At 65.9% G+C, this 26,156-nt stretch carries 23 protein-coding genes; 12 read left to right on the forward strand and 11 right to left on the reverse strand.

The window, feature by feature from the left end; genetic code table 11:
- Positions 1 to 32: 32 nt before the first annotated feature.
- A complete protein-coding gene (locus Q9293_RS07660) occupies positions 33 to 1,718 on the forward strand; it encodes an aspartate:alanine exchanger family transporter (RefSeq protein WP_306251669.1) in 1,686 nt (561 codons plus the stop codon).
- Here the strand turns inward: Q9293_RS07660 and Q9293_RS07665 are convergent.
- Positions 1,711 to 3,627: a methyl-accepting chemotaxis protein gene (locus tag Q9293_RS07665; RefSeq protein ID WP_306251671.1), complete on the reverse strand. Its 1,917-nt coding sequence runs from the start codon at positions 3,625 to 3,627 to the stop codon at positions 1,711 to 1,713. The genes Q9293_RS07660 and Q9293_RS07665 overlap by 8 nt on opposite strands.
- A gap of 54 nt (positions 3,628 to 3,681) precedes the next feature.
- Complete coding sequence (locus tag Q9293_RS07670; RefSeq protein WP_306251673.1) at positions 3,682 to 4,833, reverse strand: alkaline phosphatase family protein; 1,152 nt, start codon at positions 4,831 to 4,833, stop codon at positions 3,682 to 3,684.
- 74 nt (positions 4,834 to 4,907) lie between these two features.
- Between Q9293_RS07670 and Q9293_RS07675 the strand changes: the two genes are divergently transcribed.
- Positions 4,908 to 6,098 carry a class I SAM-dependent rRNA methyltransferase gene (locus Q9293_RS07675; RefSeq protein WP_306251675.1) on the forward strand — a complete coding sequence of 397 codons (1,191 nt, stop codon included), beginning with the start codon at positions 4,908 to 4,910 and terminating at the stop codon, positions 6,096 to 6,098.
- Positions 6,099 to 6,112: 14 nt separating this feature from the next.
- On the forward strand, positions 6,113 to 6,907 hold the full coding sequence (locus Q9293_RS07680) for a hypothetical protein (protein WP_306251677.1): 795 nt from the start codon (positions 6,113 to 6,115) through the stop codon (positions 6,905 to 6,907).
- A 6-nt stretch (positions 6,908 to 6,913) separates the two neighbouring features.
- Here Q9293_RS07680 and Q9293_RS07685 read toward each other — a convergent pair whose 3' ends face one another.
- Together Q9293_RS07685 and Q9293_RS07690 are read right to left on the reverse strand one after the other, a co-directional pair.
- Positions 6,914 to 7,732, reverse strand: a complete 819-nt coding sequence (locus tag Q9293_RS07685; RefSeq protein ID WP_306251679.1) for a crotonase/enoyl-CoA hydratase family protein — start codon at positions 7,730 to 7,732, stop codon at positions 6,914 to 6,916.
- A gap of 128 nt (positions 7,733 to 7,860) precedes the next feature.
- Positions 7,861 to 8,106 (reverse strand): hypothetical protein, encoded by a 246-nt coding sequence (locus Q9293_RS07690; RefSeq protein WP_306251681.1) that lies wholly within the window; start codon positions 8,104 to 8,106, stop codon positions 7,861 to 7,863.
- A gap of 23 nt (positions 8,107 to 8,129) precedes the next feature.
- On the opposite strand from Q9293_RS07690, the gene Q9293_RS07695 reads away from it, so the two are divergent.
- On the forward strand, positions 8,130 to 8,723 hold the full coding sequence (locus Q9293_RS07695; RefSeq protein ID WP_306251683.1) for a TetR/AcrR family transcriptional regulator: 594 nt from the start codon (positions 8,130 to 8,132) through the stop codon (positions 8,721 to 8,723).
- 7 nt (positions 8,724 to 8,730) lie between these two features.
- Here Q9293_RS07695 and Q9293_RS07700 read toward each other — a convergent pair whose 3' ends face one another.
- The 5 genes from Q9293_RS07700 to Q9293_RS07720 all read right to left on the reverse strand — a co-directional run bounded on the left by Q9293_RS07700 (position 8,731) and on the right by Q9293_RS07720 (position 12,068).
- Positions 8,731 to 8,910, reverse strand: a complete 180-nt coding sequence (locus Q9293_RS07700) for a hypothetical protein (protein ID WP_306251685.1) — start codon at positions 8,908 to 8,910, stop codon at positions 8,731 to 8,733.
- Positions 8,885 to 9,115 (reverse strand): hypothetical protein, encoded by a 231-nt coding sequence (locus Q9293_RS07705; protein ID WP_306251687.1) that lies wholly within the window; start codon positions 9,113 to 9,115, stop codon positions 8,885 to 8,887. Before Q9293_RS07705 ends, Q9293_RS07700 begins: the two co-directional genes overlap by 26 nt.
- Positions 9,116 to 9,180: 65 nt before the next feature.
- Positions 9,181 to 10,680 carry a S10 family peptidase gene (locus tag Q9293_RS07710; RefSeq protein WP_306251690.1) on the reverse strand — a complete coding sequence of 500 codons (1,500 nt, stop codon included), beginning with the start codon at positions 10,678 to 10,680 and terminating at the stop codon, positions 9,181 to 9,183.
- Between the two features lie 9 nt (positions 10,681 to 10,689).
- Positions 10,690 to 11,565: a tRNA 2-thiocytidine(32) synthetase TtcA gene (gene ttcA / locus Q9293_RS07715; RefSeq protein ID WP_306251692.1), complete on the reverse strand. Its 876-nt coding sequence runs from the start codon at positions 11,563 to 11,565 to the stop codon at positions 10,690 to 10,692.
- Positions 11,562 to 12,068, reverse strand: a complete 507-nt coding sequence (locus Q9293_RS07720) for an Rrf2 family transcriptional regulator (RefSeq protein WP_306251694.1) — start codon at positions 12,066 to 12,068, stop codon at positions 11,562 to 11,564. Before Q9293_RS07720 ends, ttcA begins: the two co-directional genes overlap by 4 nt.
- 88 nt (positions 12,069 to 12,156) lie before the next feature.
- Here Q9293_RS07720 and Q9293_RS07725 point away from each other — a divergent pair, with 88 nt between their 5' ends.
- The 3 genes from Q9293_RS07725 (at position 12,157) to Q9293_RS07735 (ending at position 15,995) form a co-directional block, all read left to right on the forward strand.
- Positions 12,157 to 12,744 carry a thioredoxin family protein gene (locus Q9293_RS07725; protein WP_306251696.1) on the forward strand — a complete coding sequence of 196 codons (588 nt, stop codon included), beginning with the start codon at positions 12,157 to 12,159 and terminating at the stop codon, positions 12,742 to 12,744.
- A gap of 45 nt (positions 12,745 to 12,789) precedes the next feature.
- Positions 12,790 to 14,355: an ABC transporter substrate-binding protein gene (locus tag Q9293_RS07730; protein ID WP_306251698.1), complete on the forward strand. Its 1,566-nt coding sequence runs from the start codon at positions 12,790 to 12,792 to the stop codon at positions 14,353 to 14,355.
- Positions 14,356 to 14,426: 71 nt separating this feature from the next.
- Positions 14,427 to 15,995 carry an ABC transporter substrate-binding protein gene (locus Q9293_RS07735; protein WP_306251700.1) on the forward strand — a complete coding sequence of 523 codons (1,569 nt, stop codon included), beginning with the start codon at positions 14,427 to 14,429 and terminating at the stop codon, positions 15,993 to 15,995.
- Positions 15,996 to 16,001: 6 nt separating this feature from the next.
- Here Q9293_RS07735 and Q9293_RS07740 read toward each other — a convergent pair whose 3' ends face one another.
- Both Q9293_RS07740 and Q9293_RS07745 read right to left on the reverse strand, forming a co-directional pair.
- A complete protein-coding gene (locus Q9293_RS07740) occupies positions 16,002 to 17,063 on the reverse strand; it encodes a YafY family protein (protein ID WP_306251702.1) in 1,062 nt (353 codons plus the stop codon).
- An 88-nt stretch (positions 17,064 to 17,151) separates the two neighbouring features.
- On the reverse strand, positions 17,152 to 18,087 hold the full coding sequence (locus tag Q9293_RS07745) for a tyrosine recombinase (protein ID WP_306251705.1): 936 nt from the start codon (positions 18,085 to 18,087) through the stop codon (positions 17,152 to 17,154).
- Between the two features lie 408 nt (positions 18,088 to 18,495).
- Between Q9293_RS07745 and acpP the strand changes: the two genes are divergently transcribed.
- The 5 genes from acpP (at position 18,496) to uvrB (ending at position 26,107) form a co-directional block, all read left to right on the forward strand.
- Positions 18,496 to 18,735, forward strand: coding sequence for an acyl carrier protein (gene acpP / locus Q9293_RS07750; RefSeq protein ID WP_306251707.1), 240 nt, complete (start codon positions 18,496 to 18,498; stop codon positions 18,733 to 18,735).
- Between the two features lie 80 nt (positions 18,736 to 18,815).
- Positions 18,816 to 20,069, forward strand: a complete 1,254-nt coding sequence (gene fabF / locus Q9293_RS07755; RefSeq protein ID WP_306251709.1) for a beta-ketoacyl-ACP synthase II — start codon at positions 18,816 to 18,818, stop codon at positions 20,067 to 20,069.
- A gap of 38 nt (positions 20,070 to 20,107) precedes the next feature.
- Complete coding sequence (locus Q9293_RS07760) at positions 20,108 to 22,795, forward strand: hypothetical protein (RefSeq protein WP_306251711.1); 2,688 nt, start codon at positions 20,108 to 20,110, stop codon at positions 22,793 to 22,795.
- Positions 22,796 to 22,850: 55 nt separating this feature from the next.
- Positions 22,851 to 24,005 (forward strand): acyl-CoA desaturase, encoded by a 1,155-nt coding sequence (locus Q9293_RS07765; protein WP_306251712.1) that lies wholly within the window; start codon positions 22,851 to 22,853, stop codon positions 24,003 to 24,005.
- Positions 24,006 to 24,067: 62 nt separating this feature from the next.
- Complete coding sequence (uvrB, locus tag Q9293_RS07770; RefSeq protein ID WP_306251715.1) at positions 24,068 to 26,107, forward strand: excinuclease ABC subunit UvrB; 2,040 nt, start codon at positions 24,068 to 24,070, stop codon at positions 26,105 to 26,107.
- Positions 26,108 to 26,156: the final 49 nt, after the last annotated feature.

Genomic DNA, 26,156 nt, shown 5'->3' on the forward strand with positions numbered 1-26,156 from the left:
ATGACCTGGATGGAACCTGACGCGGAGCAAGCATGATCGAACACGTCCTTTTCTTCTTCGCGCACAACCCGCTGCTGATGCTCTTCGCGGTGGTGGCCCTGGGCTATCCCATCAGCAAGATCCGCATCGCTGGAGCCTCCTTCGGCATCGCGAGCATCCTCTTCGCGGGCATCGCCCTCGGGGCCCTGGTGATGGCGCCGGGGCTGGATCCTGGCCTGAAGAAGGACATCTCAAAGGAGATGAAGCTGGTTTATGAGCTGGGCCTGGCCGTGTTCGTCTACGCCATGGGGCTGTCCATCTCCCACAGCTTCTGGGCCGCCTTCAGCCGCGAGGGCATGAAGAAGAATGCGGTGGTCTTCCTGGTGATGCTGGCCTCGACGGGCTTTGTGGTGCTGCTGGCCCACCTCATGGGTTTCAACGCCCGCTACGCCGCGGGCCTGCTCACGGGCAGCTTCACCAACATGCCCGCCCTGGCCGGTGTCATCGAGCGCGTGAAGACCATGACCGGCGTGGGTCCGGTGGAGTTGGCTCAGCCCACGGTGGCGTCGGCCATCGCCTATCCCATCGGTGTGCTGGTGCCCATGCTCATCATCATGGTCAGCGCGAAGGTGTTCCGCGTGAACCTGAAGGAGGAGGCCGATGGCCTCAAGGATTACCAGACGGGCCATCAGAAACTGGAAGTCTGGACCGTGCGCGTGACCAGGCCCGAAGCGGAGGCCTTGAGCAAGCACGACATCCGCTCGCCCCAGAACCTGCATGTGGTGTTCGGCCGCGTGCTGCGCAAGGCAGAGCTGTTGATCCCCGGGACTGATTTCCGGCTGAAGGTGGACGATCTCGTGACCGTGGTGGGGGCCCCGGAGGATCTGCAGAAGGTCGAAGCCCTCATCGGCGAACGCAGCCACGTGGAATTGGACCGCGATCAGAGCGCCCTGGATGCCACGCGGGTCTTCGTATCGCGCTGGGATGTGGTGGGCGTGCCCCTGAGAAAACTCGATCTCATCAACCAGTACGGCGCCATCGTCACCCGCGTGCGGCGCGGCGACCTCTGGTTCGTGCCCGATGGGGATACGGTGCTGGAACTGGGCGACCGCGTTCGCGTGACCACCCGCCGAGACAACATCGAGGCCATCGAGGAGTTCTTTGGCGACAGCTACCGCGATCTCAGCGAGGTGAGCTTCCTCACCTTCGCCATGGGCCTGGCGGCGGGCTTGGCGCTGGGCCAGCTGCCCATTCCCCTGAGCCACGGCATCATCTTCAAGCTGGGGTTTGCGGGAGGTCCCCTGGCCGCCGCCCTGGTGCTGGGCCGCTTCCATCGCATTGGGCCCCTGGTGTGGAACTTCCCCTACAGCGCCAACCACACCATCCGGCAGTTTGGCCTGGTGCTGTTCGCCGCGGGCATCGGCGTGATCTCGGGTGAGGGTTTCCGCGCCATCGTATCGAAGAACGCTTCGGTGCTGCCGCTTTTCATGGGGGCCGCGTTCCTCGTCTGTTTCATGGCGGATTCTCTGACCATGGTGCTGGGCTACAAGGTGTTCCGCATTCCGCTCAACGTGATGTTCGGGATCCTGGCAGGGACGCACACGCAGCCCGTGGTGCTGGGCTATGCCAACCACCAGACCGGCAATGAGCTGCCCAACGTGGGTTTCGCCACGGTCTACCCCCTGGCCACCATCCTCAAGATCGTGCTGGCGCAGGTGCTGTTGGCGCTCATCACTTGATGCGGTAGCGGGAGACTTCCTGCAGCAAGTGTTTGGCTTCTTCATCCAGGGCGGCCGAGGATTCGTCGGCGGCGCTCACCAGGGTGGCGTTCTGCTGGGTGGCTGTGTCCATGTGGGCCACCGCCTGATTCACCTGATCGAGGCCGATGCTCTGCTCCTGCGTGGCGGTGGCGATTTCGGAGAGCAGGCTGGAGACGCGGCCCACGCTGGCCAAGACTTCGTGCATGCGCTCTTCCGCTTGGGAAGCCAACTCCGTGCCCACCTGGGCGCGGTCCACCCCGGCCTGGACGAGGGTGCGGATCTCCCGCGAAGCATCGCTGCTGCGCTTGGCCAGGATGCGCACTTCACCTGCCACCACGGCGAAGCCCCGGCCATGCTCGCCCGCACGGGCGGCTTCCACGGCGGCGTTGAGGGCCAGCAGGTTGGTCTGGAAGGCGATCTCATCCACCAGGGAGGTGATTTCCGCGATGCGGGTGGAGGCCTTGCGCACCTCCTCCATGGTGGCCATCACCTGGTGCACCATGTCGCCACCGGCCTGGGTGAGTTCGCAGGCCTGTTGAGCCTGGTCGCTGGATGTCGCCGCGGCGGTGGCGGTTTGTTTCACGGTGGAGGTCAGCTCTTCCAGGCTGGCGGCGGTCTCCTCCAGACCAGCCGCCTGCTGCTCCGTGCGCGAGGCCAGGCCCCGGTTCCCGCTGGAGATGCCCGCGGCGGTCTCGGCGATGGTGCCGGCCGAGGCCTGGATCTGGCCCACGAAGGTGGCGAGATTTTCCGCGAAGTGGTTGTAGGCCGAGGCCACACGGCCCAGCTCATCGTGACTGTCCTGGCGGATGTGGCGGGTGAGATCCGCCTCGCCCATGGCGATGTCCTCCATGCTCGCCGCGAGGTTGCCCAGGGAGCGGGAGGTGGAGCGGATCACGGCCACCACCGCCACGAGGGTGAGGCTCCACACGAACAGGGTCGCCATGAGGGCGCCGCGCAGGGCCGACTGGGCCTCGGCCTGCAGGCGCTGCGAGAGGGCGGACAGATCCGCGGCCAGGCGGTCATCCACTTCTTTCAGTGCGTTGATGCGATCCGTGGACACCTTGAACCAGTGGGCTGGATCCACTCCGAAATTCCCCGTGGCCACCTTCTCGAAGGCCAGGGCTCGGATGCGCGTGACTTCGTCCACGGACGGGCCCGATACCTTGTCCTTGAAGAAGGCCGCCTGGGCCGGTGTGGCGGTGGCGCGGAACTGGGCGAAGTAGACCTCCTGGGCTGCGCCGAGGGCGGCGAAGCGCGCAAACAGGCCCTCGCCGAAGCGGCCTGCCGCAAGGACGTTGCTGAGCGTGGCCCGCTCCACGCCAGCCTTCTCCTTGCCTTGCATGAGGTTCACGTACGCGTGGCCCATGTTGGCGAGGGCCACATCCTGGCTGAGGTTGGGAATCTGTCCCGCCACCGCCAGCCAGGCGCCGATGAGGCCGGTGTAGTAGGTCAGGTGTTCCTGAACGCTGGTTTTCAACAGGCTGGCGGCCTCCCGGCGCTGGTTGAGCGACTCGAGTTCCTTCCGTCCCTTGGCCAGCAGGCCCTGGAACTCCGGGCCATAGGCGTCGGCCTGGAAGTCGCCGAGGAAGGTCTCCAGCTCGGCCCTTCGAGCCTCCGTGTCCTGGCGGCGGGCTTTCACCTCGTCGCCGAAGGTGGCGCCCTGGCTGCCCAGGAAAAGGGCCGTCGCGCCCCGTTCCTTCTGGAGCTCATGCACCAGGGGGCTGATGCGGGTGGCCAGCACCGCCAGGCGATCCAGGCGGGCCATGGCCCGGGCCTCCTGAGCGTGGCGCAGGGTACTGTCCACGCTGTAGAACGCGAACCCGGCCAGGGGAAGAATCAGCAACGCTGCCAGCTTGGCCTTGAAGGGCATGCGGTCGAGAAGGCTCATGGCTTCTCCTGCGGAGAGGGCTCAGGAACCTGTCGGCTGAAAGATCAGGAGTGATTAATCCGATATTCCCGGCAGAGGCCGCCCATCCGGGGACTGGGCCCAGCGGATGCCCAGCCAGGAGGCCGCAGTGGGGGCCAGGTCCCACAGGGGCACTTGCCCCAGGGAACCGCGCCCGGCGCCCAGAATCAGCAGCCAAGTGTGCATGCTTTGGGTTTCCGAGCTGTAGGCATGGGCTCCCTGACGACCGTGGTGCTCGTCGGCCTCCTCCCGGCTGGAGCGGGCCTTGGACAGCCACTGGCCCTCCGGCGCCAGCACCACGAGATCACCCACCCGGGGGTTGGCGGCGAGGTGGTATCTGGCGGGGACCGCAGCGCGGGGCCAGGCCTTGAGGCCAGCCTGATGGAGGCGGGCCAGGGCCTTCTTGGCCTCGGATGGGTGCTTCAGATACACGTAGGCGCTGCCGCCGTGGGTGATGAGATCGCAGCCGATGCCATCCAGCACCGAGGGCAGGTGGACGCGCTTGCGCATGGGCGTCATGCCGTGGTCCGCCGCGATGATCACGCGCAGGCCCGGATGCTCCGTCAGCATGTGCTGCAGCCAGGGTGCGAGCTGGTCATCCATCTGCTTCAGCTTGCCAGTCACGTCCTGACTGCGGGGTCCATGCAGATGCCCTTCTTCGTCGGTGCCGGAGAGGTAGGTCATGACGAGTCCGGCGCCTTCCTTGAGGGCGGCTTCGCTGAAGGCCAGGGCTTCTGAATCCGGCCGGCCCAGGCGAAACACCTCGGCGCGCCAGGGGCTCACGCCTTCCCAGGGGCCCGTGGCACCCACCCACTGGAACACCGCTGTGCGCACACCGCTGCGGGTGGCGGCCACCCAAAGCGGTTCGCGCTGCAGATCCTCCACACGGGAAGCCGTGGGCACCAGCGTCTTCGTGCCGGGGTCGAGGTAGCCGTTGGCCACCACGCCGTGGTGCTCGGGCCAGCACCCTGTGGCCATGGTCACATGTCCATTGAACGTGGTGGCCGGGAAGGGGGGCAGCCCTTCGCCCCGGCGCCCCTGCTCGGACAAGGCCCACAGCTTCGGCATGGTGCGGGCCGTGAACTGATCCGCGCCCAGCCCATCAGCGCTCAGCATCAGTACGGGCGGCGCGGCCTGAAGGGTGGCCGAGAGGACGAAGGTGAGGGCGAGAACAGCTAGGGCACGCATTCCCAAAGGGTAGCAAGCTCTGAAGGAAAAGCCCCTGGCAACGCTGGGCTGGAAGGTCCAGCTATCCTGGAACCATGAGCACCCCACGCTGGCCCTATCCGTTGTTGCGTCTCAAACCCGGCAAGGAGGGTTTGATTTCCAAGCGCCATCCCTGGGTCTACTCCGGGGCCCTGGCCAAGCCCTCTGAGGTGCACCTGGTGCGCCTTGCCGATGATTCGGGCATGGTGCTGGGCGTGGGCACGGCCAGTCCGGCCAGTGCCCTGGCGGCACGGATCTTCCGCTTCGAGGACGCTCCCTTGGACGAGGCCTTCTTCCGCCACCGCTTCGAGTCGGCCCTGGCCCTGCGCAAAGAGTTGGGCCTGTGGGATCCCGAAGGCGGCTGCCGCTGGATCTTCGGCGAAGGCGACGGCCTGCCGGGCCTGGTGGTGGATCGCTACGCCTCGGCGCTGGTGCTGCAGGTGGGCACGGCGGGCCTGGAGATTCTGCGGGATACCTGGTGGCCCATCCTTTTCGAGATCGGCAAGCGGGAAGGCATCACGGCCTTCGTGGAGCGCAGCCAGTCGGGCCGCCGCGAAGAAGGTCTCGATCCCGTGAACCGCCTCCTGAAAGGCAGCCTCGGCGGGCCGATCACGCTCAAGGAAGGCGGCGCGACTCTCAGCGTGGACCTGCTGCGGGGGCAGAAGACCGGCTTCTTCCTGGATCAGCGGGAACATCGCCTCCAGCTGGGGCGCGTGTCGAAGGACAAGCGCGTGCTCAACGCCTTTGGCTACACCGGCGGGTTCAGCATCCACGCAGGGTTGGGCGGGGCGGCAGAAGTAGCCACCCTCGACATCAGCGCCCCGGCCCTGGATCAGGCCGAGCGCGACTGGGCTGCCAACGGCCTGGACCCCGCGAAGCACCTGCGCATGGAAGGCGATGCCTTTGAGTTGATGCGGCAGCTGGAACCCATGGGCTGGGACCGTGTGATCGTGGATCCGCCCGCTTTCGCCAAGCAGCGCAAGGATGTGGACAAGGCCTTCAAGGCCTACAAGGATGTCTTCCGCCTGGGCGCGCGCGCCACGGCGCCTGGCGGCATGCTGTGGTGCTTCTCCTGCAGCCAGAACCTGGACCGCCTGCGCTTCCAGGAAGCCGTGTGGACGGCCCTGCTGGAGGCGGGCCGCGAAGCCCGTGTGTTGGCGCATCTCGGCCAGCCCAGCGATCATCCCTATGCCCTGAATCATCCCGAGGGCTTCTACCTCAAGGGCCTCTGGCTCAGCCTGGATTGACATCGGAGGCTCCGTTGGAAATCGATCCCTACGCTCCGCCCCGGGCGACGTTGGAGGATATTCCTCCACCCACCACCACCCGGGGAGAATGGATTCCGTTCGAGGACGAGACCCGCTATCCATCTTTCGGCCAGAGGATTTTGGAGACTTTCCGCTGGATCTTCCGTGAGCAGGAACGCGCCGCTGCTGGGTTCCGCGATGGCGATGCCCTGGGTGCGCCCATCGGGTTCATCTGTCTGCTGGGCTACCTGCCCGCGGTGATTCCGGGGCTGTTGGGCGCCTTGTGGCCGCGCCAGCCCCTCTGGATGGCCTGGATGCACCTTCCGGCACCACGTCCTGCCGAGGGTTTTCTGTTGTTGATTCCCATCGTGTCCATCGTGGTCTTCGCGCCGGTGGGGTTGATCCTGGGCGGGCTGATCGGCGGCCTCCTGAACCATGCAGGGCTCTGGCTGGTGCGCGGAACAAAGCAGGGGCACGGCCTGGTGGCGACGTTGCGCTCCACGCTCTACACGGCGGCCGTGCTGTCCTGGGTCATGCTGCCGCTCAACCTCGCCAAGTCGATTCCCGGGATTCCGGGCCAGGTGTTTGAACTTCTCGCCCTCCTGGTCTCGGTCCTCCTGCCTGCGAGCTACCAGGGCTACCTGCTGGCCAGGACTCACCGGGTGGAGACTTGGCGCGGGGTGCTGGGCGCCTGGCTTCCAGGCCTGGCGGCCCTCGTCTGCCTGGGCACCTGTGCCGGGCTGGCCTACTGGTTCGCGGGGGATGCCGTCCGGGAGATGTTCAAACAGGCGCGTCCCGGGATGTTCTGAAGGCCCCTAGCGACCTTCTGACGCAGTCTTCGACCAGGCGCCGGAATACTGCGGCGTGCGCCTCGCCAGCCAGGCGTCCAGTCCCTCGCGCAGGTCCGCGGTGGGAGCCACGCGGGCGAACTGCTCGCTTTCCACCAGCAGGCCCTCGGCGATGCTCAGGTTGATGCCACGGGTCACGGCCGTGAGGATGGTCGAGATGGCGAGAGGGGAGTGGCGGAGGATGCGCTGGGCCAGGGCGCGGGCGGCGGGCAGCAGTTCGGCGTGCGGCAACACCTGGTTGATCAGGCCCAGCTCCAGGGCCCGCTGCGCCGAAAAGGGGTCGCCCGTGAGGAGGTGTTCCAGGGCCCGTTTGCGGCCCGCCAGGCGAGGAAGGCGCTGGGTGCCGCCGAAGGTGGGGGGCATGCCCAGGTTGATTTCGGGCTTGGCAAAAGTGGCTCGTTCGCTGGCGATGGCGAGAGGCGCGGCTTCGGTGACTTCGCATCCGCCTCCGTAGGCCAGGCCGTTCACGGCAACGATGATGGGTTTCTTGAAGGCCTCGATGCGGGCCGTGAGCCGCTGGCCTCGGGCCACGAAATCGCGCACGGCCACGTCGGCCCCGCGGGCGACACTTTGCGAAAATTCGGCGATATCGGCTCCCGCCGAGAAGGCGCGATCCCCGGCGCCTGTGAGGATGAGGGCACCCACGGTGGTGTCCCCTTCGAGGGCGTCGAGCAGCGCCAGCAGGTGGTCGATGAGGGCGTAGCTGAGGGCGTTCAGTTTCTCGGGTCGGTTGAGGGTGAGGGTGGCGATGCGGTCCGCGGACTGCAGGGTGACGAGGTCGGACATGAGGGCTCCCGGGTTGGATGGTGTCCGTCCACGATGCCGTTCTGGAGGCAGTGCGTATACTCACTGTTCGGTATACCTAGGAGCGTGTCCAAGTCATCGACAGGAGCCGCATTGTTGGCAAAGGGCGTTCAGGCAAGGAAGTGGGCGCAGGGCGGTGCGGGTTCACCGTTCAAGCCCGGTGACGCCGCATGGATGCCCTTTGCCAACAACCCTTCGGGCAAGGGCGGCAGCCGTCGGGATGCTGCGTCAAGCTCCTCGACCTTGGGGCCACCAGATATCAGTTCGTCTCGCGTATCGGCGAAGCCGATACCGAGAGGGCCTTCGTCGCTTTCCTTGCCTCCCTCGGCTGGCGCCCCTGTGCGGCCCTCAGCCATGACTTGGACACGCTCCTAGACCCATGCCCCGAACCGCCCAACCCACCCGCGACCGCATCATCGAAGCCGCCAGCAAGCTCTTCTACAGCGAGGGCATCGGCGGCGTCAGTGTCGATGCGGTGGCCGAGCGGGCCGGGGTGACCAAGCGCACCCTCTACTACCACTTCCTCAGCAAGGACGATCTCATCGCCGCCTATCTGGAGGGCCGTGACCAGCCGAACCTGGCCCTCATGGCGCGCTGGTTCAAGGAGGCCGAGGGAGGCCCTGCGACGAAGGCGCAGGCCATCTTTATTCACCTCGCCAAGGCCGCCCGCCATCCGAAATGGAAGGGTTGCGGCTTCTTGCGCACCATCGCTGAATTGGCGGCCATGCCCGGGCATCCAGCCGTCAAGATCGGCGCCCGCCACAAGCGGAGTTTCGAGACTTGGCTGGCCCGGGAATTCGCGGATCAGGGTGAGGACACTGCGGCCGAATTGGCTCGGCACATTGTGATTCTGCTGGATGGGGCCTTCTCAGCGGCTTTGACCCATCGGGATGCCGCCTACCTGGAGGCCGCAGGCCGCGCCGCCAATCAACTGGTGGCTTCAGCTCAGGCCGGACGGAAACGACGACGCTGAGGGGCCTTCAGCGTGCGGGCGGGATGGAGAGGACCGGTGAGGGGCGGCTGGGGTCTTGCTGCATGAAGGCGTAGAGTTCGCGATGCTGGCGTTTGTCCGTGGCCTTGAATTCCAGGCGGACCTTCTTAGCCACTGCCAGGGACAGCAGCTTCAGGATCGCCTCATCGTCGTACCCAATCACTTCCACCGTGGCCCCGGGGTAGGCCCCGCCGGGCCTGATCCTGGGCGACCATGGCCCGCAGCATCTCCTGGGGCGTCAAGGCCCGCTTGGGCAAGTTGAGGCGAGGCTTGGCCGGAGGCGGGTCCGGCGTCGGGCTCTGGGATGGATTCGGCGGCTTGGCTTCCTGCCCGGAAAGGCAGGCCGCCACCAGGAGGGCCCACAAAGCTCGCATGACTCAGGGATGGCGCGTGACGGGCGAAGGTTCCTTGACCCAGGCCCCGTGCCAGCAGGCGGGGGCTACTTCTTGACGGCCCCTTCGATGAACGCTGAAACATCCTTCTTGAGCTGGACCAGACTCTTCTCGTCGATGTACATCATGTGCCCAGCCTCATAGAAGCCGAGACTGATGCGGGCATGGGCCGCGGGATCCAGGCGCATGTGCGAGAGGGTGTACTGGGTGGCGAAGTAGGGCGTGGCGACATCGTAGTACCCGTTGGCCACGAACAGCTTCATGAACGGATTCTTGGCGAAGGCCTGGCGCAGGGCGTCGCTGGTGTCGGCGTAGCGGCCATTGGCGCCCCAGTCCCAGCGCCCAACGCCGCCGCCGAGGATGAAGTATTCCTGGTCCGATGTGTAGCCCAGTTCGCGGCGGACATAATCGTTGAAGGCGGCGGTGTAGGGCGGGCGGATGGCCGTCATGCTGGGATCGAATTCCGGGGAATCGGAGACGCCGCTCGCATCCACGCCCTTGAAGCGGCTGTCCAGGCGGCCCACCACGCGATCTTCGGCACGGAGCAGTTCCTTGTAGAAGGTGCTGTCCTGGATGCGGAGGTTGGCGCGGAGGACAAAGGCCTTGTCGAGGCCCGTGAGCCGGGCGAGCTGCGTGGCGATGGCCTCGCGCTCGGCCGCCGACAGGGCATCTCCCTTGTTGAGCGCCGTGGTGTAGGCGCCTGCGGCGAAGGCTTCGGCCTCGCGGAGGGTGGCCTGCAGATCCTTCTGAAGCTCGGGCGCGAGGCGATGGTGGTAGTAGGCCGTGGCCGTGTAGGTAGGCAGGTAGAGCGGGTAGGGCAGGTCGTTGCCCACGGCGAAGGCGTGGGTTTGGAAGTTGAGGATGGCGCTCACGAGCACGATGCCGTTGAAGGCGATGCCTTTTTCGATGAGGTGGCCGGAGAGGCCTGCGGCGCGGGTGGTGCCGTAGCTCTCGCCCACGAGGAAGAGGGGAGAGCTCCAGCGGTTGGCGCGGCCCAGGTAGAGGCGGATGAATTCGCCCACGCTTTCGATGTCGCCCCTCACGCCGTGGAATTGGGAGGCGAGCTCCGGTTTGGCCGCGCGGCTGTAGCCCGTCCCCACGGGATCGATGAAGACCAGGTCGGTCTGATCCAGCCAGGTGGCGGGGTTGTCCACCACCTGGTAGGGCGGTGCGGGCATGAACCCTTCAGACCCCATCCTCACCCGACGGGGGCCGAGGGCGCCCAGATGCAGCCAGACGCTGGCGGAACCCGGCCCGCCGTTGAAGCTGAACATGAGCGGACGCTTCGAGGCTTCGGCGCCATCCAGCGTGTAGGCCATGTAGAAGACATCGGCTTCCTTCTCGCCCGCGGCGTTCTTCAGGGGCATGAGACCCGTGGTCACCGTGTATTTCAGGGTCTTGCCACCCAGGGCCAGGGTGTGGGAGGTCACCGTGGGCTTCTCGTCGGCCTTCACCTCGCCTTTGACGTCGGCCTGCTTGTCCGCGGGCTTCCCTGGTACCTGGGCGACGAGGGCGGGGAGGCAGAGCAGACTCAAGGCTGCGCGCATGGGGGCTCCTCAGGGGTGGATGGCCGCCTTGGGGGAAGGGGCGCGGCCGGGGGAGGGCGCGCCTGTGGCTGGACCGGAGGCGCCGAGGCTGAGATCCAGCAGATGGGTCAGTTTGACGTTGCCCATGGCGCCGAGCATCGAAGCCTTCAGCCGCGGGATGGTGGTCTCCATGGAGGCGACGAGCTCCTTCACCTGCTTGCGCCGGCTCTCCAGGCTGGAGCAGCCGCAAAGCGGGCAGCCGCAGGGCACGATGGGAAAGCCGCGCAGCCAGGCGTAGCGCTGCAGGTCCTTTTCCTCGCAGGTGCCCAGGGGGCGTATGACCGTGTTGGCGCCGTCATCGCTGACCAGACGCAGGGGCATGGTGCTGAGTCGGCCCTCGAAGAACAGGTTGATGAGCAGGGTCTCGATGAGATCGTCCAGATGGTGCCCAAGGGCGATCTTGGTGAAGCCCTGCTGCTTGGCGAAGGAATAGAGCACCCCGCGCCGCAGCCGCGAGCAGATGATGCAGGGCAGCTCTTCCGGCTTGGCGCGCACCATCTTGTCGATGGGCGCCGGGATGAGGTGGTGGGGCACGCCCAGGCCCTCGCAGGTTTCAGCGATGGGATCGGGATTGAACTGGGGGAATCCGGGGTCGACGGTGGCCGCCTCCACGGTGAACGTGACGGGAGCGCGCCTGCGCAGGCGCTCCAGGACATCCAGCAGCGCCCAGGAATCCTTGCCGCCGCTCACGGCCACCAGGATGCGGTCGCCGTCCTCGATGAGCCGGTGCTGGGCATTGGCTTCACCCAGCCGCCGCGCGATCTTGCGCTCCAGCTGGGGAAGGGTCTTGAGGTCCTCCTCCGTGGGCGGCAGGGCCAGGCTGGGGAGGGCGCAGGGGTTGCTCAAATGACGCCGCAGGCCTTCCGCTCGCCGCGGATCAATTGGCCCTGGACGTCTTTCACGTACTCGGGACAGGTGCAGTCGGGACAGCTGTTGCTGGAGGTTTCGGAGCAAAGATCGGCGAAGGTGACCTTCTCCATGAAGGCGGAGATGTGATCGGAAAGGCGGTTCCAGAGCAGGCGGCTCATGCGCTCGTCAGCCATCAGGGCCTTGTTGGCTGCCTTGGGGTCTTCCTTCGCCACGGCGTAGAAGCTGCTGTCGGTCAGGCGCAGCACCTCGCCCACGCTCACCTGGTTGCAGGGCCGGGTGAGGATGTAGCCGCCCTTGGGGCCGCGAACGCTGGCCACCACGCCAGCCTTTTTCAACTTGTTGAAGATCTGCTCGAGAAAGGGCAGGGAGAGCTTCTGTCGCTCAGCGATCACGTGCAAAGGCACGGGCTGGCCGTGGCTGTGGTGGGCCAGGTCGAACAGGGCCTGCATGCTGTACCTGCCACGGGCAGAAATCTTCACGAGGGCTTCTCCAGGGCTCCAGGCTAGTATTCTTGATCGATTGAGTCAAGTTTAGGGGCGCTGCTAGAGTGAGGGGCAGGAGACCCCGATGAAACCTGTGTTTCCAGCTCTGGGCGCCCTGCCTCTTGGCACCCTGGTGGCGATGGCTCAGACCCCCGTAGGGGTGGCTTCGCCCCCGGGAAAGCTGCCCGCGGGACCTCTGCTGGACACCCGGGACAGCAAGGCCCTGCTGTTGGGTGAAACCACGGCCCAGGCCATCCTGGCTCACCGAACGGTGTTCCGGGACAACCTGGCCAAGCTGAGACTCAGCGACGAGCTGAAAGCGCGCTGGAAGGCCGTTCAGCGGCCCTTCACCTTGGTGGCGGTGTTTGGTTCCTGGTGCGGCGACAGCCACCGCGAGCTCCCCGAACTGCTGGCCCTGGAGGCCGAACCGAACCCCTTCATCGAGGTGCACTACCTCGGCGTCAACCGCGACAAGGTGCTGAGCCCCAAGGCTTGGCCGAAGGGGTGTCTGTCCCAGGGCGTGGATCGCGTACCCACCTTCTTTCTCTTTGCCACACGGCCCGGCGGAACCCAGAGACTGGTGGGCGCCGTGGTGGAAACCCCGCCGAAAAAGGGCCAACCCATGGCGGAAGCCCTGGTGGAACTGCTCGAGGCTGGCCTGCGGTCCAACTGAGTCGGGAATCACGAAGGACTCCAAACCTCCGATGAGGAGAGGATCATGCATTGGCCTTCCTTCATCCTGGCGTTCAGCCTGTGCTCAGGCCTCTGGGCTGGGGAAACGATTCGCTACGCCGTCAAGGAATGGACCACGCTGAACCCGCTGCTCATGTCCCGGAACACCGATCCCGAAGCGGTGGACTTGCTCTTTGATCGGTTGGTGACCGTTGACGCCAAAGGGGAATTCATTCCTGAGCTGTTGGAATCATGGACCCTTCTCAAGGGTGGCCGCGAGGTGGTGCTGAAACTCCGGCCGGGCCTGGTCTGGCAGGACGGGAACCCCATCGAGGCAGAGGATCTGGTCTTCACCTGGAAAGCCATGAGGCATCCCCGGGTGATGGAAACGGCCTCCATGGCGGGCGGGGTGCCCAGCCTGGACAGCGTGACCGCCGAGGGACCCTTGACGGTGCGAATCCGGCTGAAGCGTCCCAGGGGCACCCTTCTGGCGGATCTCTATGCCTTTATTCCGGTGCCTCGCCACCATTACCAGGTGGGCAGCAGGCCGCGGGAGGCCGCGGTGAATTTCGCTCCGGTGGGATCGGGGCCCTACCGAGTGGTCGGCAAAGCCACCATCCACCGGGTATTGCTGGAGCGGTGGGACGGTTACCGAGGCGCACATCCTGGTTCCGCCGCCGCTCTGGAACAGGTCGATGCGAATGGGATCACCGCTGATCTTCCTGCATTCCAGGCGGAGCGTCTGCACTTTGCGCCGGTGGATCCGCTGGCCTACTACCTGGTGCGGAAGGGCGCCCGGGGCCTGGGATTGGTCCAGGCGATGTCGCTTCCCCAGGCTTCCTTCGAGGCTTTTTTTCTCAACTGCGATTCACGCCACAGCTTGCTCGGGGATTTGGCCATCCGCAAAGCGGTGGCTGAGTTGGTTCCATGGCAGCAGTTGGCCAGGGCCCGGCGGTTCTTCCCCAGCCGCCTCGCCACGAGCTTCTGGCCTCCCGAGAGCTGGGCCTACAATCCGACTCCCCGCCCGCTGCCTCAGGTGGCGAATGCGGCGGCCATCCTGGAGGCAGCGGGGTGGAAACTGGGGCCGGATGGCATCCGTCAGGATGCCCGCGGGCGGCGTCTCAGCCTGGTGGTTCACGATGGGGCGCCTTCGCCCAAGGAGAGTTCGGCCCGCCGGATGGTGGCCTTGGCCGCCCAAGTCGGAATCCACATCGATCTGCGGCCCGGATCGCTGCGCGATGTGTTCGAGAAAGCCACCCAGCGTGACGGCGATTTGTGGGCTTTCGGTTGGGCCCTCTCCCTGGATCCGGATGTGCACAGCCCTCTGTTCACGCGGGAAGGGTTTCTGACCAAGGCGAACGTGAGCAGCTTCCTGAATCCGGAGATTGATCGCAAGTTCGATGAGGGTCGGCACACCATGGATCCCGAAGCGCGGAAACGGATCTACCAGGAGATCGCCGAGCTCATCTACCAGTACAAGCCCGTCATCCCCATCAACTATCGGCAGACGCGGGTGCTGATCCATCGACGTTTGCATGGCGTCGTCTTCGATCAGCTGGGCCAAAGTTCCGGATTCTGGCCCGGTCGCAGAGGCTGGGTGCTCGGGAGCTGAGCGCGCCAATGGAGGCAGTTCCCACCCGGGCCGGGACTCACGACGAAGGCCAAAGGCACCGATTTAGGGGCATGATGCACTGGCGTACCTTCGCTTTCACCCTCAGCCTTCTTTCCGGTCTCTGGGCCGGTGGAGACGTGATTCATGTGGCCGTGAATCCTTGGACCACCTTGAATCCCCTGATCCTGTCCCAGGATACCGATGTGGAGATGGCGGACCTGCTGTTCGACCGTCTGGTCACCATCGATGCGAAGGGCGCCTACATTCCCGAATTGCTGGAGTCGTGGAAAATCCTCCCGGGCGGCCGAGAGGTGATCCTGAAATTGCGGCCGGGGATGACTTGGCATGATGGCACTCCCATCGAGGCGGAGGATCTGGTCTTCACCTGGAAGGCGCTGAGGCTTCCGCGGGTCCGGCAGATCGCGGACACGGCTGGCGGGGTGACCAGCTTTGAGGACTTGAAGGCCGAGGATGCCCACACGGTGAGGATTCGCCTCCGGCGGCCCCGGGGCACCCTCCTCTCGGACCTCTACAACTTCATCCCGGTTCCCCGCCATCGCTACGAAGTAGGCCCCAAGCCGCTTCAGGATGCTGTCAATTTTGCGCCGATCGGCTCTGGTCCCTACCGGGTGGTGGGAAAGGGCAGTGCCACAGAGGTGCGCCTGGAGCGCTGGGATGGCTACCGCGGGGCGCACCCGGGGCAGGCTACCGGGTTCATCTTGATGCAGCTGGGCAACGTGAAGGCGCTGAGCCTGATGCAGCAAGACCAGCTTCACTACGCGGGAGTGGGTTCCCTGCGCTACTACCTGGTGCGCAAGGGCGCCCAGGGCGCAGGCCTGGTGCAGGCTGTATCGGTGCCCTTGGCCACCTTCGATGCGCTGATCCTCAACTGCGATTCAAAGCACAGCGTGTTGGGCGATCCCACCCTCCGGCAGGCTCTCTATGAACTGCTGCCCTGGGAAGAGCAGGCCAAGGTCCGACGCTTCTTCCCGGCCCGGTTGTCGACCAGCTTCTGGCCACCAGAAACCTGGGCCTACGACCCCACACCGCGTTCTCTTCCACAGCCAGAACGGGCTGCAGCGCTGATGGAGGCCGCAGGTTGGAAACTGGGGGCTGACGGTCTTAGGCACGATGCGAAGGGGCGGCCGCTCAGCCTGGAAATGTATGATTTCGCGCCCCCCAGCAAGCTGAATGTGAGCCATCAACTGGTTATTCAGGCCGCCAAGGTGGGCGTGCGGATCAACCTCCACTACCTCACCTATCCCGAAGTGATGGCGAAGGCTCAAGGCCAGGCGGGCGACATCTGGACCTACGGTTGGGCACTCTCGCTGGATCCGGATCTTGAAAGTCCCCTCTTCACTCGGGAGGGGCTGACCACGAAGGCCAATCTGAGTGGCTATCTGAATCCCGAGATGGACCGCCTGTTCGATCAGGGGCGGCACACGCAGGATCAGGAGGCCCGGAAGCAGATCTATCGGCACATCTCCGAGATCATCTTCCGGGACAAGCCCATCATTCCGATCAACTATTTCCAGCAGCGGGTGCTGGTGCATCGGCGGTTGAAGGGCGTCACCTTCAACCAGTTGGGCCAACCGTATGGCTTCTGGCCCGGCCGGCGCAACTGGAAGCTGGAACCCTGAGCAGACTCAGAGTCGGTCGAAACGGATGACTTCGATCTTCCCGGGCTTCGCCTTGGGCGCCTCTTCGCGTTCGGGCCGGTGTTCCCGCTCGGGCCCACGGTCGGACCGATGTTCGCGGGGCGGGCGGGACTCATGGCGACGGGGTTCGGGGGGAGGTTCGGGCCGTGGCGCGGGTTTCGCCGCAGGCGCGGCGGCGGGGATTCCCTGGCGCTCGCGGCCAGCCCAGACCGCACCCACCTGCTTGATGCGGTCCACCAGACGGGCCGGTTCCAGCACCTGGATGCCATCGCCGAACTGCATGGCCCAGCGGGCGATGGCGCGGAGATCGGTGGCCGTGAAGGACACCAGAGCCTGGCCATCCCCCTGTTCTTCGATCTTGAAGTTCGGGAAGGCGGGAGGGGCCTGCTTCACCGCGAACACCCACTGCTTGAGCAGGGTGGCTTTGACTTGGATGGGGTCGCCGCCCAGCCAGCCGCCGATGAGGTTCGCGGGAGTGCCCTCCGCGTAGGGCCCCTGCGCGGCGCGGCCGGCACCATCCACGGCATTGACCTCGGCCAGCAGGTCCACGCGGTGGTGGCGCTCGGCGTTGTAGCGGCGGTCCCAGCCCCAGACGTACCAGGCCTTGCTCAGGGCGTCGAAGGTGAGGTGGCGGGGTTCAAAGGTGCGGGGCGCGTTGGTCTCGGCGTCGGCAAAGATGAATTCCACCGCCCGGCCTTCGCAGATGGCCGAAAGGACGGCCTGGGCCAGGGGCGGAAGGGTGGCGGGGACAGTTGCTGCTGCGGTGGTTGCGGCGCGCTTCTGCTCCACGGGCATCGACTCGGGAGTCTCAGAGCTGAGGGAGACCGGTGTCGCTTCCACTGCCTTGGCGGCTTTGCCCTTGGCGGGTGCCTTCGTGGCGTCCTTGCTCTTGGCCACAGCAGCCTCGGCCGCGACGGAATCAACCACGGCAGGCTCAACGGCCTTTGCGACAGCCTTCTTGGCGGAGGCGGTCTTGGCTTTGGCGGCGGGTTTATCTTCCGCGGTGGCGGCAGTCACGGGCTTCTTGCGAGGGGTCTTAGTCACGGCCATGGGTTCGAGGCTCCTGGCCCATCATCCACCAAAGACGCGGGAATGGTCCATCTCCCAGTTGAGCACCGGGTTTTCCTGGCCATCGGGATCACGGGGCTGAGCGGGGGTGCATCTGGTCGTAGAGGGCCCGGAGCCGGGCCTGGTGGACGTGCGTGTAGATCTGGGTCGTGCTGATGTCGGCATGGCCCAGCATGGCCTGCACCGCGCGCAGGTCGGCGCCGTGGTCCAGCAGATGCGTGGCGAAGGCGTGGCGCAGGACGTGCGGGCTGATGGCTTCGGCCCGCAGTCCGGCGGCTCGTGCGTAACCCTTCAGCAGGCGCCAAAGGTGTTGGCGAGTGAGGCCCTCGCCGCGCTGGCCCACGAAGAGTTCTCCGCCACTGGGTTTGAAGCCCGGTCGCAGGGTCAGCCAGGCCCGGATCCACCGCTCCGCCCCAGTGCCGAAGGGGATGAGGCGCTCCTTGCTGCCCTTGCCCATGACCTTGAGGAAGCCCTCGTCCAGGTACACGGAAAGGGCGGGCAGGTTCGCCAGTTCGGAGACGCGCAGCCCCGAGGCGTAGATCAACTCCAACCAGGCGCGATCCCGCACTCCCAGCGGTGTCGCCGTGTCCGGCGCATTGAGCAGGGCCTCGATCTGGCTTTCTCCGAGCGTGCGCGGCAGGATGCGGGGCGGGCGCGGGGGTTTCACCACGGCCTCGGGGCCCGCGCCGCCACCGCCCTCCATGCGGAGGAAGCCAAGAAAGGCCCGTAGGCTGGAACTCATGCGGGCGAGGCTGCGTGGCGCTTTCCCGGCGGCCTGTTGCGAGACGATGAAAGCCGTGAGGTGGTCGCGGGTGAGGGCTTCGGCGAGGATCTCCTGCTCACAGGCCCAGGCGGCGAGGTGGTTCAGGTCCGACAGGTAGCCAGATGAGGTGTTGTTTGATAGCCCGCGCTCCACGGCCAGGTGGGTGCGAAATTCCCGCAGGCTGGCTCCCCAGCCAAGGGGCCAGCCATGTTCGGGTTCTTCAATGGATTTCGGGCGGGGCATGGTTCCATCCTCCACGCCTGCTCGAATGGCGCAATCCCTAGGAGCCCGTCCAGGTCATGGGTAGGGGCTGCACTGGGGCGCCAGCCGAGGGAGGCAAGGAAGGCGACGAAGGCCATGGCGGCTCCAAGGACGAGGAGTCTGACGCAACATCCCGACGGCTGCCGCCCCAGCCCGAAGGGTTGGCGGCAAAGGGCCCCCATGCTGTGTCGGCGGGCTTGAACGGTGAACCCGCACCGCCCTGCGCCCCCCTCCTTGCCTGGTGGCCCTTTGCCGTCAATGCAGCCCCTATCGATGACTTGGACGGGCTCCTAGTATTCTTGCGGGTTTGCAGGGGATGCTTTACCTGGGGTTTGGAAAATCGGCCCGGGTTGTGTTAGGGTTTCCAGGTTCGATTTGGAGGAGCCCCCGATGGCTGATGTCCGTAAGAAGGTTATTGCGATCATTGCTGAGCAGCTGGCCAAGCCCGAAGATTCCATCTCCGAGTCCAGCCACTTCGTCGACGATCTCGGTGCCGACAGCCTCGACACCGTCGAGATCATCATGGCGATTGAGGAGGCCTTCAGCCTCGAGATCCCCGAGAGCGAGCAGGAGAAGATCCGCACCGTGGGCGACGCCATCGCCTACATCGAGAAGCACTCGAAGGCCTGATCCCTACGCGTAGTGACGTGCCGCAGCGCCCCCATGGCCCTGCGGCACGTTTGTTTTCCGATCCCACCTGAGGTGAATCCATGAGCAGGACCGTCCAGCGTCGTCGCGTCGTCATCACCGGCATGGGGACCGTCAACCCCTGCGGGCTCACCGTGCCCGAGACCTGGGACAACCTGCTGGCCGGCAAGAGCGGCATCAGCACCATCGACCGCTTCGATGTCACCGACTTCGCCTGCAAGATCGCGGGCCAGGTGAAGGGCTTCAACCCGGATCTGTTCATCGACAAGAAGGAACAGAAGAAGATGGACATCTTCATCCACTACGCCCTGGGCGCGGCCCATGAGGCCTGGGTGGATGCGGGCTTCGACCAGATCGAGCTGACCAAGGCGGAGCGGGAAGTCTTCGGTACCTACATCGGCAGCGGCATCGGCGGTCTCAGCACCATCTGGGACGAGGCCAACGGCTACCGCGGCCCCCGCCGCACCAGCCCCTTCTTCATCCCCAGCCTCATCGTGAACCTGGCCAGCGGCCAGGCCAGCATCAAGTACGGCCTGCAGGGACCCAACAGCGCAGTCGCGACGGCATGCGCCACCGGCGCCCACGCCATCGGCGACGCAGCTCGTTTGATCGCCTTCGGCTACGCGGATCGCATGATGGCGGGCGGCAGCGACTCCGTCATCAACCAGCTGGGCGTCGGCGGCTTCGCGGCCATGCGCGCCCTCAGCACCCGCAACGATGAGCCCGAGCGCGCTTCCCGTCCCTTCGATGTGGACCGGGATGGCTTCGTCATGGCGGAAGGCGCGGGCATTGTCATCCTCGAGGAGTACGAGCTGGCCAAGGCCCGGGGCGCGAAGATCTACGCCGAAGTGGCCGGCTACGGCATGAGCGGTGATGCCAACCACATCACCACGCCCGCTCCCGAGGGCGAGGGCGGCCAGCGCGTCATGCGCGCGGCGCTCAAGGATGCCGACATCGCGCCCGAGCAGGTGGGCTACGTGAACATGCACGGCACCAGCACGCCCGTGGGCGACAAGCTGGAGTGCCTGGCCATCCAGAAGGTCTTCGGCGAGCACTCCAAGAAGATCAAGGTGAGCAGCTCCAAGTCCATGCACGGCCACTTGCTGGGTGCCGCCGGCGGCCTGGAGACCATCGTGGCGGCCCTGGCCGTCAAGACCGGGAAGATTCCCCCCACCATCAACGTGGACAACCAGGATCCCGAGTGCGGCCTGGATGTCACGGCCAATGTGGCCGGAACCTTCGATGCCGAATACGCCATGAACAATGGCTTCGGCTTCGGCGGCACCAATGGCTGCTTGGTGCTGCGCAAGGTCTAGAAGCACCCGAACAATCTGGGAAGAAGAGGAGGCATTCCATGTCCTTCGGCATCGTCCGTCTATGGGCCCTCGCCATTTCCTTGCAGCTGCCCATGACGATGTTGGCTGCGGGGCTTCCGGATCAGGTCACGCCCGTGGCGCGGCACCTCCACGCCAAGACCGGCCTTGAGGTGGTCAGCGGCGAGGTGCTGCTGCCCCGGGCCTTTCTCCGCGGCTACCTGCGCCCCGCCGCCGGAGAGACGGGCCTGGTGACGCCCCAGCTGCTGCCTGCGGCACCCCTGGATGCGGCCGATCAGCGGGAGGCCATTCCCTTCCAGGTGGTGGCCCTGCGGCGAGGCCAAGTGGCCGAAGCCCGGCTCGAACTGATGGATGATCGCGGCGTGAAGGTCGCGGACCTGCGCTTCCCCATGCCCAGCCGCGTGGGTGATGCGAAGCCCCTGCAGCAATGGCTCACCCGGCGCCTGCAGGACTGGGAGCTGTGGTCTGACGAACCTTCGCCTCTGCGCCTGCCCCTGCGACGTGCGGCAGCCTCGGCCTACGGCTTCGAGGTGCCGGATCGTTCCTCCCGTCGTCGCCAGCGGGAAGAGCAGGGTGGTCCTTCGCTGCTGGCGCTCCTGGGTGGCCGGGCCGCGGTGGATGAAACCCTGCAATTGGATCGGCCCCTGGTGCCCCGGGGCAAAAAAGCAGCCGTAGAAGCTCCGGTTTCACTCGCCTCCCTGACGGGCATCACCACGCCCCCCCATCCCTGGGCGGAGATGCGCCGGTCCTCTGCGCGCCTCGCGCTGACGGATTGTGTGCCCCAGGATCGCGCCCTGCTGTACCTGCCCAAACCAAAGGCGGCGCTGGCCTCGCTGGAAGGGGCTGGCGCGACCTTCCTGCAGCGGGTTTCCAGTTTCTCCGGCAGCGGCGGCTTGGATACGAGCATCATCAGCCGGACGCTGGAGGACCTGGGCCTGGGCGATGGCCGGGGGCGGCGTCTGATCGAATCCGGCGCGATCCGCGAAGCGGCGATCTTCTTTCCGGATCTGGCTTTCATGGCGGGCACCGAAGCCACGGTGGTGGCCGATCTGGCCCGGCCCGAGGAAGGCAGCTTCATCCCGGAGGGTTCGGTTCACAGCTACAAGACCCTCGGCGGGAAGGCCTTTGCGGCCCGCCGGGGTTCCCGCATTTTCCTGTCCACTTCCAAATCAGAACTGGAGCTGGCCCTCGCGCTGCAAACCGCCAGCGGAAAGAACAGCCTGGGCCGCTCCGATGAATTCGCCGTGGTGTTGGAAAAACTCGCACCCGAGGCGGATACCGAGGTCTTCGCGTACCTTTCAGATGCTTTCATCCGCGCCCTGGTGGGGCCTCGCCAGCGCCTCCTGCAAGCCCGGCAAGCCGAGGCCCGCGCCGACATGGAGGTGGTGGCGGCAGCGGCCCTGCTGCGCCGCATGGACGCGCCGGGTGAACCCTCGAATCTGGCTGATCTGAAGGCTCGCGGCTACATTCCCCAGGGTGTGAATCTGGGGCCCCTGACGCTCACCGCCACGGGCCAGGTGCGTCACGCGGTCTTTGGTCCTCTGGAACGTCTGCACCCCCTGGCCCGGATTCCATTGAAGGAGGTCAGCGCCGACGAGGCAGCAGCCTATGCGGCCTTCAAGGAGGCCTACAGCCGCTACTGGAGCCGCTATTTCGATCCCATCGCCTTCCGTCTGGATGCCAAGGTGGACGGTCGGCAGGAGCTGGAAACCTTCGTGCTGCCCCTGCTGGACAGCAGCATCTACCTGCCCATGCGGACCCTGCTCTCACAGGAGGGGCCGCTGCCGCAGCCACGCTGGCGCCAGCCCATGGTGGCGGAGCTGAGTCTGCGGCTGCGCACCGAAGAAGGCTCACTGCCTCGGCCCTTGGGGGAGATGGCTCAGGGCCTGATGCAGGTGAGCACGGGCGTCATGGTGGCGGCCTTTCCCGACGGCGCACCCGTGCTGGCCACAGGCAACGGGAGCCCCGCCACCATCCTGGAATCCGATCCCTTCAACCAGCGTAATGGGCTGGTGGGCATGGGCGCCCTGGCCTTGGGCGTGTTCACGCGCCCGGTGGTGATCGCCCTGGAGCTGAAGGATCCAGAGGCCACCCGAAAGTCCCTGCGGGAGGTGGTCTACCGCATGTTGCCTTCCAGCCTGTGGCAGGGCGGTGAGCTGGATGGCCTGCTGAGCACCGAACCCGACGGCAGCCTGATGCTGCGGCTGGGCTTCCTGCGCCTGGCCAGCATGCGCTTCACGTTCCGGGTGGAGGACCGCTGGCTGCTGCTGTCCAACGACGCCAGCCTGCCCGCCAGTCTCCTGACAGGGACGGATGCGGGCGAGGCTTACGCGGCCAGCCTGCGCTTGCATCCGGAAGCGCTGGATCGGGGCCTTCCCGCGGCCTTCCAAGCGGCGGTGGAGGGGGAATCCCGCAGCGCCTTCGCGGCCATGGCCTGGCTGGGACCTTGGCTGCGCCTGGGGGAGGATGTGAAGGCCGCGCAAGCCGACAGCCACCGCATCCTCGGCGTGGCGCCCTTGCTCGCTCCGGACGCCCTGACCACTGGCCGTTGGCTGGAGCACAAGGCTTACGGTCGGCCCACCCGACCTGCCACGCCCTTGCGAGATCCCGCCCGGGATTTCGGATTGCTGGAGGGCGTCCGCGATCCCAAGGTGGAGATGCGCTTCGAGGACACGGGGCTGCGGGCTCGCCTGAGCTGGCGGCGCTAGCCAGAAGTTACAGCGAATTGGGAGAAGCGGCTGGACCTCAGGGCTACCCTTTTTCATGGCCCAACAAGCGCAGCGTTCCCTTCTCAACACCCTTTTCCTGTGGGGAACCCTGATCCTCGCGCTTATTCTGGTGCCCCTCAAGCTCGTGCTGCAGGGGCTGCGCTGGAGCGAGGTGGGGATGTTCCTGCTGATGTACACGCTCATCGGCCTTTCGGTGACCATCGGCTACCACCGGCTCTTCAGCCACCGGGCCTTCCGCGCCGCCTGGCCGCTGCGCCTGGCCTTCCTGGTGTTCGGCGCCGCCGCCTTCGAAAATTCGGCCCTGTGGTGGTCCAGCGACCACCGCCAGCACCACCGCTTCGTGGATGATCCGGAAGGCGATCCCTACGCCATCTCCAAGGGTTTCTGGTACGCACATTGGGTCTGGGTGATGGAAGGCGCGGTGCGCCCCCTGGAGGCGGTGGAGGATCTCCAGAAGGATCCCCTGGTGCGTTGGCAGCACCGCTACCACTTCTGGATCGGCGCGGTGGTGGCCCTCATCCCGGTCTACGTGGGATGGGCCACAGGCAATGTCTGGGGCCATGCGGCCATCGGCCTGCTGCTGCGGATCGTGGCCACCCACCACAGCACCTTCCTCATCAACTCCGCTGCCCACCGCTGGGGCAGCCAGCCCTATTCGGATACGAACAGCTCGCGGGACAACGCCTTCCTGGCTCCGCTCACTTTCGGCGAGGGGTACCACAACTTCCACCACAAGTGGCAGTGGGACTACCGCAATGCGGCCAAGTGGTACCAGTGGGACCCAGGCAAGTGGCTCATCTCCCTCTTCGCGTGGGTGGGCCTTGCCCACGGCCTGAGGCGCGTGCCGGAAACCCAGATTCAACGCGCACGCCTGGACATGGAGGCCAAGCGGCTGGCCGCCGTGCTGGCCTCGACTTCGCCAACCCTCACGGAAGACTTGAGGGAGCGCCTGGGCCTGGCCAAGGCCCGGATGGAGGAGGCCCTGGGCACCTTCCAGTCCCGCCGGGAAGCCTGGGAGGCCCTCACGGCTGAATGGAAGGCCAAGGGGCAAGCGCGAGGGGCGGCCTGGCAGGACCTGCGCGGCCAATGGAAATCCGAACGCAGCCGCTGTCAGCAGGAGCTGCGGGCGGCCTGGGCGGACTGGAAGGCTGCGAGGTTGAAGGTGCTCGCCTTTGATGGCGCCAGCTGACGCGAAGGAAAGGCGAAAAACAATCCTTCCCGTGAGCCCGACTTGGTGGTTTTCTTTCCTTCATGTCCAAAGCCATTCCCTTCAAGCTCGTCGCACCCTATTCGCCCGCAGGGGATCAGCCCGAGGCCATCACACAGCTGGTGGCGGGGCTCGAACGCGGTGACTCCGCCCAGACCTTGCTGGGCGTGACCGGCTCGGGGAAGACCTACACCATGGCCAGCACCATCGCCCGGGCGGCACGGCCCGCGCTCATCTTCGCGCCCAACAAGACCCTGGCCGCCCAACTCTTCAGTGAGTTCAAGCAGTTCTTTCCCGAGAACGCCGTCGAGTATTTCGTCAGCTACTACGACTACTACCAGCCCGAGGCCTACGTGCCCGAGCGGGATCTCTTCATCGACAAGGATGCCAAGGTCAACGAGGAGCTGGAGAAGCTGCGCCTCAGCGCCACCCGCTGCCTGCTGGAGCGCCGCGACACCATCGTGATCGCCTCGGTGAGTTGCATCTATGGTCTGGGCGATCCCTCGTCCTACCTGAACCTCTCCGTGGCGCTGAAAGTGGGGCAGACGGTTGACCGGGCCCTGTTGCTTCGGAACCTGGTGGCCATCCAATACCAGCGCAACCACCTCAGTTTCGAGCCCGGCATCTTCCGTGTGCGGGGCGATGTGGTGGAGGTTTATCCGGCCTACGAGGATGTGGCCTACCGCATCGAGCTGTGGGGCGACGAGGTGGAGCGCCTGTCGAAGATCGATCCCCTGCGCGGTGTTGTGATCGAGAAACTGGATGAACTCACCATCTGGCCCAAGACGCACTACGTGACGCCCGAGGACAAGCTCAAGACCGCCATCCGCGACATCAAGGAGGAGTTGGAAGCCCGCGAAAACGAGCTGCGCGCCGCAGGCAAGATCGTCGAGCTGCAGCGCCTGCATCAGCGCGTGATCTACGATGTGGAAATGATGAAGGAAATGGGCCACTGCAGCGGCATCGAGAACTACAGCCGCTTCCTGGATGGCCGCCAGCCGGGCCAGCCGCCCCACACGCTGCTGGACTACTTCCCGGAGGACTTCATTGTTTTCATGGACGAAAGCCACGTGGCCACGGGCCAGCTCCACGGCATGTACAACGGCGACCGGGCCCGCAAGACCACGCTGGTTGATTACGGCTTCCGCCTCCCCTCGGCCTTGGACAATCGCCCCCTCAAATTCGAGGAGTTCGAGAGTCGGGTGAAACAGGTGATTTATGTTTCCGCCACGCCGGGTTCCTACGAGCTGGAGCAGAGCGGCGGCGCCTTTGTGGAGCAGGTGGTGCGACCCACGGGGCTGGTGGATCCCGTGGTGGAGGTTCGCCCCGTGGGCACCCAGGTGGACGACCTCCTGGAGGAGATCCGCAAGGTGGTGGCCCGCGACGAGCGGGTGCTGGTGACGGTGCTCACCAAGAAGCTGGCGGAGCAGCTCACGGCCTACTATCAGGAACTGGGCATCAAGGCCGAATACCTCCACAGCGAGATCGACACGCTGGAGCGGGTGGAGCTGCTGAAGAACCTGCGCCGGGGCGTCTTCGACGTGCTGGTGGGCATCAACCTTTTGCGTGAGGGCCTGGACCTGCCGGAAGTGAGCCTGGTGGCCATCCTGGATGCGGACAAGGAGGGCTTCCTCCGCAACACCCGCAGCCTCATTCAGACCATCGGCCGGGCGGCCCGCAACGTCAGCGGCAAGGCCATCCTCTACGCCGATGTGATGACCGGCTCCATGAAGCAGGCCATCGGCGAGACCGAGCGCCGCCGCAACAAGCAGCTGGCCCACAACGCCGCCCACGGGATCACCCCCGAGACCGTGAAGCGCAACCTGGACGATGTCATGGGCGAGGCTCTGGCCCGCGAATTCATCAACGTCACGAAGGAGGAGCGGGCCGCCGAGGAACCCCTGCTCTACCTGGAGGACAAGCATTTCGAGCGGGAAGTGGCCAAGCTCGAAAAGCGCATGAAGGAACTGGCTTCCCAGATGAAGTTCGAGGAGGCGGCAGAGCTGCGGGACCGCATCCAGCATGCCCGGCGGGAGCGCCTGCTGGACGTGAATGGCGTGACCGCCACGGGGCCGAGTCTCTAGGCCGCCCCGGAAATTGGCCCTTTCGCCCCAGAGTCCCCTGGGTTGGTTC

Source organism: Geothrix sp. PMB-07, assembly GCF_030758935.1.
Lineage (GTDB): Bacteria > Acidobacteriota > Holophagae > Holophagales > Holophagaceae > Geothrix.